This window comes from Embleya sp. NPDC025285 (assembly GCF_055558835.1).
Map to the genome: position 1 here is coordinate 1 of NZ_JBVHLU010000194.1, position 10,453 is coordinate 10,453.

Genomic DNA, 10,453 nt, shown 5'->3' on the forward strand with positions numbered 1-10,453 from the left:
CCCCCCCCCCCCCCCCCCCCCCCCCCCCCCCCCCCCCCCCCCCCCCCCCCCCCCCCCCCCCCCCCCCCCCCCCCCCCCCCCCGAGGTCGTAACGTGCCGGCGGCCTCCGCGCCGGACACAACCAGTGGAGCGGGCGGGTACACCGATCAAGCCGACCAGGGCGCGACCGCGGCCTCAGTCGCCCGTCAGCCGCTCCCACAGGGCCAGGATCTGCGGCTCCAGCGCCGACAGCGGACCGTCGTTGTCGATCACCACATCGGCCACGGCCAACCGCTGCGCCCGAGAGGCCTGCGCGGCCATCCGGGCCCGAGCGTCCGCCTCCGGCATACCCCGCAGCCGGACCAGCCGGTCGAGCTGGGTCTCGGGCGCCGCGTCCACGACCACGACCAGGTCGTACAGCTTCGCGAGGTCGTTCTCCGCCAGCAGCGGCACATCGTTGACCAGCACCGCGTCCTCGCCGGCCGCGGCCGTCAACTCCGCCGCCCGGGCGCCGACCAGCGGGTGCACGATCGCGTTCAGCGCGGCCAACCGCTCCGGCGATCCGAACACGACCCGGCCCAGGCCCGGTCGATCCAGCGAGCCGTCCGGCAACAGCACCCCCTCGCCGAACTCCGCCACCACCGCCGCCAGCCCCGGCGTCCCCGGCGCCACCACCTCACGCGCGATCCGGTCCGAGTCGATCACCACGGCACCCAACTCCGCCAGCCGCCGCGCCACCTCACTCTTCCCGGCCCCGATCCCCCCGGTAAGCCCGACATTGCCCCTGCTGCCCATGCCGCGCCCCTCGTACGTTCTTCGGGTGGAACCGGAACCGGGCCACGGTAGGCCAGGCGGTTCCAGGGTAGAAGGGCGCCGCTCCCGAGCACACGGGAGCCCGCCCAGGACACACCGGGACGGGCTCGGCCGCGACGACGCGGGGCGGGTCAGATGTTGAGCTTGCGGAAGATCGGGCGGGGGACGTGGCGCAGGGCGGACATCACGAAGCGGAACTGGCCCGGGACCCAGACCACCGAGGACTTGCGGCGCAGGCCCTTGACGATGGCCTCGGCGACGACCTCGGGAGTGGTCGCCAGCGGCGCGTCCGGCAGGCCCTCGGTCATCCGGGTCTTCACGAAGCCGGGCCGCACGACCATCACGTGCACGCCGGTGCCGTGCAGCTTGTCGCCCAGGCCCTGGGCGAACGCGTCCAGGCCGGCCTTGGTCGAGCCGTAGATGAAGTTGGACTTGCGGGCCCGCTCGCCGGCCACCGACGAGATCACCGCGAGTGCGCCGTGGCCCTGCCGGGACAGCGCGTTCGCCGCCGCCAGCCCGGCCGAGACGCCGCCCACGTAGTTGACCTGCGCGACGCGCGCGGCGGCGGCGGGAGACTTCTCGTCCGCCTCCTGGTCGCCCAGCACCCCGAAGGCGAGCAGGACGACGTCGATGTCGCCCGCCGCGAACACCTCGTCGATGGTCTTCTCGTGGTCGTCGGTCTCGGCCGCGTCGAACCCGACCACCTCGACCGAGGCACCGAGGCCGCGCAGTTCCTCGGCGGCGGCGTCCAGCGCGGCGGAGGGGCGGCCGGCGAGCACGACCCGCCGAACCCGCTCGGCGACCATCGCGCGGGCCGTGGTCAGCGCGATCTCGGAGGTACCGCCGAGAACGAGCAGGGACTGCGGTGCGCCCAAGGCGTCTTTCACGGTGCGTCCTTCACAAGAGCGTGGTTCACAAGTAGACGGAAGAGGGGTGGATCAGAGCCCGAGCCGGCGGGCCTGGTCGGAGACGAAGATCCCGTCCGGGTCGACCTTGGCGCGCACCTCGCGGAACCGCTCCAGACGCGGGTACATCCGGGCCAGGTCGGCCGGGTCCATCCGCGAGTCCTTGGCGAGGTAGAACCGGCCCTCGTTGCTCAGCACGATCTCGTCGAGCTGCTTGAGCAGCCGCGCCAGCCCCGGGGTGTTGGTCGGGAAGTCGAGCGTGAGCGTCCATCCCGGCTTGGGGAAGGACAGGAAGCCCTCGTTGCCGGGGCCGAAGCGCTTGAGCACGGTGAGCGAGGAGGGCGCGCCGTGCGCGCTGATCGTCTCGACCGCCTTGACCAGTGCGTCCTCGCGCCCGAACGGCACCACGAACTGGTACTGGAGGAAGCCGGTCCGCCCGTACACCCGGTTCCACTCCTGGACCAGGTCGAGCGGGTGGAAGAACGCGGTGATCGACTGGAGCTGGCCGACCTTGTGCTTGGGCGCCTTGCGGTACCACAGCTCGTTGAACAGACCCATGGTGAGCTTGTTCGGCAGCCGGCCCGGCACCACGTCCGGCACGGTCAGCAACGAGCCGGTCCTGAACCGCAGCGGGTCCCGGCGCTTCTTCGCGGGCAGGTCGTCGAGCGCGGCGAACTCGCCGCACGTGAGCACACAGCGGCCGAGGTTGGGGCCCTTGGCCAGGCAGTCCAGCCACGCGACGGTGTACGTGTACTTCTCGTCCGTCTCGGCCATCAGCGCCATGGCCTCGTCGAGGTTCTTCGTCCGGTCGGTGTCCACCGACGCGAGCGAGGTCTCGATGGGCGTCATCCGGATGGTCGCGGACAGGATCAGGCCGGTCAGGCCCATCCCGCCGGCGGTGGCCCAGAACAGCTCCGGGTCGCCCTGCGGGGTGATGGTGCGCTCGGTGCCGTCGGCCATCAGCATGTCGATGGACAACACGTGGTTGCAGAAGCTGCCGTCCGCGTGGTGGTTCTTGCCGTGCACGTCGGCGCCGATCGCGCCGCCCACGGTGACCTGCCGGGTGCCCGGGGTCACGGGCACGAAGAACCCGAACGGCACGAACAGTTCGATCAGCCGATCCAGGCTCACCCCGGCCTCGCAGGTGACCAGGCCGCGCTCGAGGTCCACCGCGAGGATCCGGTCCAGCCCGGTCATGTCCAGGACGGTGCCGCCACCGTTCTGCGCGGGGTCGCCGTACGAGCGGCCGAGGCCGCGGGCGATCACGCCGCGCGAGGTGCGCTGCCCCAACGCGGTCACCACCTGATCGCGGGTGGTGGGGCGCACGACGTCGGCGAAGGTGGGAGCGGTGCGCCCCCAACCGTGCAGGCCGACCCGCCGAGCGGTTGGTCGTACGTCGGCCGACGGGCCGTCAGACATGGAAAACTCCCAGAACAAAGGTGAGAAGCCAGGCGAAGCCAAGGCCGACGAGGACCTTGTCCTTGAGAAGAACGTCCTCGGGGGACCCGGCGGTTCCGGCGTCCACGTACACCGCGTAGCGCAGGAACGCGAAGCCGAACGGGATCAGCGACAACTGGTGCCAGGCGAGCGTGGAATCGCCCTCGGGAATCTGAAATGCCCACAGGGAGTACGTGAGCAGCGTCACCGACACCGCCATCTGCCACACGAAGCGCAGGTAGGTGATCGAGTAATTGGCCAGCGAGGCGCGCGTCTTGGCCGCCTCCTCGCCCATCAGGACCATCTCCGAGTAGCGCTTGCCGGCCACCATGAACAACGAGCCGAAGCCCGCGGTCAGCAGGAACCAGCGCGACAGCGGCAGTTCGGAGGCGGTACCGCCGGCCATCGCCCGGAACAGGAAGCCGGAGGCGACCATGGCCAGGTCGAGCACCACGACGTGCTTGAAGGAGAAGCAGTACGCGACGTTGAGCACCACGTACAGGCCCAGCACCAGCGCGGTCCCGGGGTTGCACAGCAGCACCCCGAGCACGACCGCGGCGATGCCCAGGAGCGGTCCCAGCACCCACGCGAGCTTGACCGGCACCACGCCGGAGGCGATCGGGCGGTTGCGCTTGGTCGGGTGCTCGCGGTCGGCCTCGACGTCGAACGCGTCGTTGATGTAATAGATCGCCGAGGCGGCCAGGCAGAACAGCGCGAACATGATCGCGCTGTGCCCCAGGACGTAGCCCTCGTCCAGCCGCCCGGCCGCCAGTGGCGCGGCGAACACGAGCACGTTCTTGACCCACTGCTTGGGCCGGGCCAACTTCAGCAGGCCGCCCGCGAGTCCCCCGCGCGGTGGGCGCGCGGGGGCCTGGGCGGGGGCGGCGTCGACCGCGGCCGGAACCAGGGCCTCACTCGACTCGATCGGCGATTCGACTTCGGATGTACTCAAGACCTCAGAACCCCTTCGGACGCTCTGCGCGACGAGCCCAGGCGCGGCCCAAGCCGCCTGCCGCGAGCCCCATGGTCGCGCCCGCGGCCACGTCGGACGGATAGTGAACGCCCACGACGAGCCGCGAGAAACACGTCGCAGCGGCGGCCGTACCCGTGACGGCGGTGGGCAACAGGCCGTGGAACGCCACGGCGGCGGCGGCGGAGGACACCGAGTGCGAGGACGGGAAGCTGTGCCGGCCCGCGGTGCGCACCGTCGGCTCCAGGCCCGGTATGGCCGGCCGGGGGCGGCGCACCACGCGCTTGACCACCATGCTGGCCACGTGCGCGCCGGCGACCGTGGCGGTGGCCCGCAGCCACTCGGGCCGACGGCCCCGGTCCACGGCGGCGCCGACCAGACCGGCGGCGAGCCAGACACCGGCGTGCTCGCCGGCGAAGGACAGCGCCTTGCTCGTGCGCTGGACCACCGGGTGCCCGGTGCGCCCGCGCACCCCGCGGTACAGGGCGACGTCGGACGCGCCCACCGTCTTGACTACCTGCCCGGTGGCGAACGCTCCACCAAAGGCCATCGATATCCTCATTCCTACCGCAAGTCGAATGGGCGCCCTGCCCCGAAGTCCGGGGGCCTACGTGCTTCGGCGATCTTCCCGACCGCCCCACGGGCCACATCCGTACGAGCCCGGCGCATGGCACCAATGAGTCAGGGTACGCGAACCCGGCGCCGGCGCTTCGCCGACCCGTTGCGGCGCCCGTCGGCCGGGCCCACGCTTCCTCGCTCCCGCACCGACGCTGCCAAACATGCGGCGGGCGCACCACGAGGTGGGCCTTTCGTGACGGAACTGTGGCAGACCCGCAGCCTGCGCGACGCCGGAGCGATACGCGCAACGCGCCCCCGGAGAAGTCAATTCAGCGGCGCCGGCGAGAAGGCGCCCGCCACGATCCGCGCCGGCGCGCCGCTTCCGTCGGCCGGCACCGACCACACGTCGCCGGCCGCCGCCGACCCGGTCGGCAGTCCGTAGCCGATGGTGCGTTCGTCCAGCCACACGGCCTGGTCGTCCACGCTGCGGGTCTCCGCGAGCGGCGTCTCGCGCATCGTCGCCAGGTCGAGCACGTGCAGTCGCCACGGGTTGCGCGTGCTCTGCGAGACCTTCTTCTTGAACACCAGGCGGGTGCCGTCCGGCGACAACGACGGGCACTCGACGTTCTCCCGCAGCACCGTCATGGTGCGCGCCCGCAGGTCGCCGCGGACCAGGTAGGTGCGGCCGGAGGTGTTCGTGGACAGCGTGGCGTAGAACGTGTTGTCGTCGGCGGTGAAGGTGACGCCCCAGAAGTTGCGGTCCGGCGACGTGAGTTCCTTGCCGTCCCGGGTGGTGGTGAAGTCCTCCAGATTGGCGGCGAGTTCACCCGTGTGAGTGTCCAGGACCGAGGTGCGGGTGGAGAAGGTCATCGACGCGTACGAGTCGCCGTACACGAACACCGTCCACGAGGCCATCCGGCCCGATGCCGACACCCGCGCCCGGTTGGGCGTGCCCGCGAGCTCGACCCGGCGCACCTGGCGCAGGTTCGCGTCCAGCACCAGGGCCACATTGGTCCTGGTGATCCCGCCCTCGACGGCCAGGCACACCGCGGTGCCGCCGGCCGCGTAGACCCGGTCGCACGAGCGCTCGCCCACCGTGCGCGGCCCGCCGGGATCGGCCGCCGCGACGGTGGCCAGGTGCCCGTACCCCGGACCCGACTCGGTGCTGCGGAACAGCAACCTCGGCGCGCCGGCCAGGGTCAACGGCGGCCCGCCCGGCGCGGTACCGGAGCCGCCGTGCAACTTTTCGTCCTCGCGCCGGACCGCGTAGAGCGTGTAGACGACCGCGATCCCCGCGAGCAGGACCAGGACCAACCCGAAGATCACCACGCGCGCCTTGGTGACGGCCGGTTTCACCGGTGCGTCAACGGACATCGGACACCTCCCGTGCCCGTCCCGCGCGCCCGGCCCGGCGCACCCGACCACCCGCGAGGGCCAGGGCCGAGCCGAACAGCGCCACCGCGAGCGCGAGCGCGAGGACGCGGATCGCGGCGGCCGGCCCCCACGCCGTCCACAGCGCGCCGAAGATCATCGACGAGGCGAAGCGGCCCATCGCCTGCCCCGTCTGCACCACGGCCAGCCCGCCCGCGCGACCCGTCGCGGGCAACCGCGCGCCCACCGCCGCCGAGAGCACGCCGTCGGTCGCCGCGTAGAACACCCCGTGCAGGGCGAGCACCGCGATCAGCAGCCCGACCCCGCCGAGCGGGCCGCCGAGCAGCAGGTAGGCCGCCAACAGCACGCCGTGCCCGGCCAGGAACACCCGCCGCCGACCCACCCGGTCGGCGAGCCGGCCCAGCGGCAGCGCGAGCACCAGATAGACCCCGGCGGTGCCCAGCGGGAGCAGCGGGAACCAGTGCGGCTCGATCTCCAACCGGTGCTGGAGCAGCAGATAGACGAACGCGTCGCTGACCGTGACCAGGCCCAGCGCCGCCGCGACCACGCACAGCCGGCGATAGGGCCGATCCCGCAACAGCCGTATCCCGTCCCGCCAACCCGGCTTGTGCTCGATCGGATCGCGATGGTCGCGGACGAACAGCACCAGCATCGCGACGCCGACCAGGCCCACGCAGAAGCTCACCACGAACACCGCGTCGTAGGCCGTGCCCACCGCGGCCAGGATGGCGAACGCCACCAGCGGGCCGGTGAACGCCCCGGCGGTGTCCAGCGCGCGATGCACGCCGAACGCGCGGCCCTGCGCCTGCGGGCTGCTGGAGAGCGAGATGAGCGCGTCCCGGGGCGCGGTGCGCAGCCCCTTGCCCGCGCGATCGGCGGCCAGCACCGCGCCGATGCCCGGCACCGAGGCGCCGGCCAGCGGCAGACCGAGCTTGGCCACCGCCGACATCCCGTAGCCGACCACGGCCACGTGCTTGCGCGCGGCGAAGCGGTCGGCGAGATGGCCGCCGACCAGCCGCAGAAAGACCGTGACGCCGGAGTACAGGCCGTCCAGGAAGCCGAACTGAAGCATCGTCAGGCCCAGCCCGGTGACCAGGTAGACCGGCATCACCGCGGTGACCATCTCCGAGGAGACGTCGGTGACCAGGCTGACCATGCCGAGCGCGATCACATTGCCGGTGACCACCACGCCGGCCGCGGACCCGACCCGCCCGCTCCCCGGCTCGGTCGCCGCCTCGGTCGCCGCCTCCGGACGTCCGGACGAGACGTACACCCCCGCACCCTCCCCCGGCTGCCGTGTGACCGTCCCCGACCCTAGTCCCGTTCGCGCGCTCCCACCGGAAAAGCCGAAAGGCCCCACCTCCCCGAAGGGAGATGGGGCCTTCGCATCCGGCGGTATCGCTACCGGCGGATCAGTCGAACACTTCGGCTCGAACCCTTCGGTTCGAACACCGCGTCCGGCACGAGCGGACCGAGGTCAGCTCTGGCCGCCCGCCAGCTTCTCGCGAAGCGCGGCGAGGGCCTCGTCGGACGCCAGGGCGCCGCCGGTGGTGTCGGCCTCGACCTCGTCGTCACCGCCCGAGGAGTACGCGCCCGCGGCTTCGCCGGCCACGGCCTCGGCCTCGGCCTCGCGGGCCTTGACGACCTGCTGCTGGTGCGACTCGAAGCGCGCCTGGGCGTCGGCGTACTGCTTCTCCCACTCCTCGCGCTGCTTGTCGAAGCCCTCGAGCCAGTCGTTGGTCTCCGGGTCGAAGCCGTCCGGGTAGATGTAGTTGCCCGCGTCGTCGTAGGTCGCGGCCATGCCGTAGAGGGTCGGGTCGAACTCGGCCGTGGCCGGGTCCGCGCCGAACGCCTCGTTGGCCTGCTTCAGCGAGAGGCTGATGCGGCGACGCTCGAGGTCGATGTCGATGACCTTGACGAAGATCTCGTCGCCGACCTGGACGACCTGCTCCGGGATCTCCACGTGGCGCTCGGCCAGCTCGGAGATGTGGACCAGACCCTCGATCCCCTCGTCCACGCGGACGAACGCACCGAACGGAACGAGCTTGGTGACCTTGCCGGGAACGACCTGGCCGATCTGGTGCGTCCGGGCGAACTGCTGCCACGGGTCTTCCTGGGTCGCCTTCAGCGACAGGGAGACGCGCTCGCGGTCCATGTCCACGTCGAGCACCTCGACGGTGACTTCCTGGCCGACCTCGACAACCTCGGACGGGTGGTCGATGTGCTTCCAGGACAGCTCGGAGACGTGCACGAGACCGTCGACGCCGCCGAGGTCCACGAACGCACCGAAGTTGACGATCGAGGACACGACGCCCGTGCGGACCTGACCCTTCTGCAGGGTCGTGAGGAAGGTCTGGCGCACCTCGGACTGGGTCTGCTCGAGCCAGGCACGGCGGGACAGGACCACGTTGTTGCGGTTCTTGTCCAGCTCGATGATCTTGGCTTCGAGCTCCTTGCCCACGTACGGCTGGAGGTCACGCACACGACGCATCTCGACCAGCGAGGCCGGGAGGAAGCCGCGGAGGCCGATGTCCAGGATGAGACCACCCTTGACGACCTCGATGACGGTACCGGTGACGATGCCGTCTTCTTCCTTGATCTTCTCGATGGTGCCCCAAGCGCGCTCGTACTGAGCCCGCTTCTTCGAGAGGATCAGGCGGCCTTCCTTGTCCTCCTTCTGGAGAACCAAGGCCTCGATGTGGTCACCGACAGTGACGACCTCGTGGGGGTCCACGTCGTGCTTGATGGAAAGCTCGCGGGACGGGATGACGCCTTCGGTCTTGTAACCGATGTCGAGCAGGACCTCGTCCCGGTCGACCTTGACGATCACGCCATCCACGATGTCGCCGTCGTTGAAGTACTTGATCGTCTCATCGATCGCTGCGAGGAAGTCTTCCTCGGAGCCGATGTCGTTGACCGCCACCTGCGGGGTGGTGCTGGGCGTGGCCTCGGTGCTGCTCGTCATGTGGGTAAGGGCTCCGGGTACGGACAGAAGTCGTTTTCAAACACGCTTGTGGACCCGGTTTCGCCCCCGACGCCCGCGACCATGCAAGAGGATGGCGTGGGATCGACAAAGGTGAGCGCGACCTGCTCCGTCTGAGTTCACGCAGGCCCGCGGCGCAACTTGCAGCATACGGGGCCGACCGGGTGCGGTCAACGCGCACGGGATGCATGGGGTCAACCGGGACGTCCCGGAGGGAGTACCCTACGCGCGTCCGTGCCCGCCCGCAGTCCCTGGAGCATCGTGAACCGCCCCCTCTCCCCCGACCCGCACGCGATGGCGGCCCGGTTCGTCGACCCCGACGACCTCGACGACGCCGACGACGACGCGGTGCGGCGCAAGGTCGGCCTGGTGGAGAGCGTGCGCGCGGGCCGGCAGTGGTGGGACGCCAACGCGGACGAGTATCAGGTCGAGCACGGCGACTTCCTCGGCGACGCGCGTTTCACGTGGTGCCCGGAGGGGCTGGACGAGGACCGGGCGGGGCTGTTGGGGCCGGTCGAAGGACGCAGCGTGCTGGAGGTGGGCGCGGGCGCGGCGCAGTGTTCGCGCCGGCTGCTCGCGCGTGGCGCCTTCCCGATCGCGCTGGACCTGTCGCTGCGCCAGCTCCAGCACTCGCGCCGGCTCGACGTCGAGCACGGCACCCGGGTACCGGTGGTACAGGCCGACGCGGCGCGTCTGCCGTTCGCGAACGAGAGCTTCGACCTGGCGTTCTCCGCGTACGGCGCGCTGCCGTTCAGTCCGGACGGCGCGGGGATCATGCGCGAGGTGTTCCGGGTGTTGCGGCCGGGCGGGCGGTGGGTCTTCTCGATCACCCACCCGGTGCGTTGGGCGTTCCCGGACGAGCCGGGGCCCGAGGGGCTGACCGCGGTGACGTCGTATTTCGACACGACGCCGTACGTCGAGCAGGACCACACCGGGCGGGCGACCTACGTCGAGCAACACCGCACGCTCGGTGACCGGGTGCGCGAGGTGGTCGGTGCGGGGTTCCGGCTGACGGACATCGTGGAGCCGGAGTGGCCGGAGGGCCTGGACTCGGTGTGGGGCGGGTGGAGCCCGCTGCGGGGTCGGCTGTTGCCGGGGACGGCGATCTTTGTGTGCGGGAAGGGGTGAGGGGGCCCGGCGCGGGGCCCGGAGCTGCGGGGGGCACGGGGCCGGAGCGGCGCGGGGCCCGGAGCTGCGGGGGGACGAGGCCGGAGCGGCGCGGAACACGGGGCACGGAGCTGCGCGGGGCCCGGAGCTGCCCGGGGCACGGAGCGGGTCGTGAGCAGAGCCGGACGGGCGGGCGGAGTCGCGGCGCGGGCGTTGCTGCTTGTTGGGCGACTTTGTCGCCGGCTCGCGAGGCGCCGCCTTTTTTCTCTCCCCCGCTTCGCTCCTCCGAGAAAAAAGGCGGCGCCTCGC

9 protein-coding genes are annotated in these 10,453 nt (G+C 71.5%); 1 reads left to right on the top strand and 8 read right to left on the bottom strand.

Annotated elements, in window-relative coordinates; all coding sequences use genetic code 11:
* Positions 1–174 precede the first annotated feature (174 nt).
* From coaE to rpsA, 8 genes are all read right to left on the bottom strand, one after another.
* The gene (gene coaE / locus ACZ4FV_RS50580) at positions 175–774 is read right to left on the bottom strand and encodes a dephospho-CoA kinase (RefSeq protein ID WP_395862554.1); all 600 of its coding nucleotides are present in this window, start codon (positions 772–774) and stop codon (positions 175–177) included.
* A gap of 149 nt (positions 775–923) precedes the next feature.
* Positions 924–1,679: a decaprenylphospho-beta-D-erythro-pentofuranosid-2-ulose 2-reductase gene (locus tag ACZ4FV_RS50585; protein ID WP_402231693.1), complete on the bottom strand. Its 756-nt coding sequence runs from the start codon at positions 1,677–1,679 to the stop codon at positions 924–926.
* A 51-nt stretch (positions 1,680–1,730) separates the two neighbouring features.
* Complete coding sequence (locus tag ACZ4FV_RS50590) at positions 1,731–3,116, bottom strand: FAD-binding oxidoreductase (protein ID WP_395862550.1); 1,386 nt, start codon at positions 3,114–3,116, stop codon at positions 1,731–1,733.
* Positions 3,109–4,086: a decaprenyl-phosphate phosphoribosyltransferase gene (locus tag ACZ4FV_RS50595; protein WP_395862548.1), complete on the bottom strand. Its 978-nt coding sequence runs from the start codon at positions 4,084–4,086 to the stop codon at positions 3,109–3,111. Before ACZ4FV_RS50595 ends, ACZ4FV_RS50590 begins: the two co-directional genes overlap by 8 nt.
* 4 nt (positions 4,087–4,090) lie before the next feature.
* Positions 4,091–4,654, bottom strand: coding sequence for a phosphatase PAP2 family protein (locus ACZ4FV_RS50600; protein ID WP_395862547.1), 564 nt, complete (start codon positions 4,652–4,654; stop codon positions 4,091–4,093).
* 332 nt (positions 4,655–4,986) lie between these two features.
* Positions 4,987–6,036 (bottom strand): TolB-like translocation protein, encoded by a 1,050-nt coding sequence (locus ACZ4FV_RS50605; protein WP_402231695.1) that lies wholly within the window; start codon positions 6,034–6,036, stop codon positions 4,987–4,989.
* Complete coding sequence (locus ACZ4FV_RS50610; protein WP_402231697.1) at positions 6,026–7,327, bottom strand: MFS transporter; 1,302 nt, start codon at positions 7,325–7,327, stop codon at positions 6,026–6,028. Before ACZ4FV_RS50610 ends, ACZ4FV_RS50605 begins: the two co-directional genes overlap by 11 nt.
* Before the next feature lie 204 nt (positions 7,328–7,531).
* A complete protein-coding gene (gene rpsA / locus ACZ4FV_RS50615; RefSeq protein WP_078977653.1) occupies positions 7,532–9,019 on the bottom strand; it encodes a 30S ribosomal protein S1 in 1,488 nt (495 codons plus the stop codon).
* A gap of 312 nt (positions 9,020–9,331) precedes the next feature.
* Between rpsA and ACZ4FV_RS50620 the strand changes: the two genes are divergently transcribed.
* Positions 9,332–10,165, top strand: a complete 834-nt coding sequence (locus tag ACZ4FV_RS50620; RefSeq protein WP_395862798.1) for a class I SAM-dependent methyltransferase — start codon at positions 9,332–9,334, stop codon at positions 10,163–10,165.
* The last annotated feature ends 288 nt before the right edge of the window (positions 10,166–10,453 follow it).

What these genes read in the sequence shown, in the direction of transcription:
- ACZ4FV_RS50600 (WP_395862547.1), bottom strand. Translation starts at nt 4,654, where the DNA reads ATGGCCTTTGGTGGAGCGTTCGCCACCGGGCAGGTAGTCAAGACGGTG.
- ACZ4FV_RS50590 (WP_395862550.1), bottom strand. Translation starts at nt 3,116, where the DNA reads ATGTCTGACGGCCCGTCGGCCGACGTACGACCAACCGCTCGGCGGGTC.
- rpsA (WP_078977653.1), bottom strand. Translation starts at nt 9,019, where the DNA reads ATGACGAGCAGCACCGAGGCCACGCCCAGCACCACCCCGCAGGTGGCG.
- coaE (WP_395862554.1), bottom strand. Translation starts at nt 774, where the DNA reads ATGGGCAGCAGGGGCAATGTCGGGCTTACCGGGGGGATCGGGGCCGGG.
- ACZ4FV_RS50605 (WP_402231695.1), bottom strand. Translation starts at nt 6,036, where the DNA reads ATGTCCGTTGACGCACCGGTGAAACCGGCCGTCACCAAGGCGCGCGTG.
- ACZ4FV_RS50620 (WP_395862798.1), top strand. Translation starts at nt 9,332, where the DNA reads ATGGCGGCCCGGTTCGTCGACCCCGACGACCTCGACGACGCCGACGAC.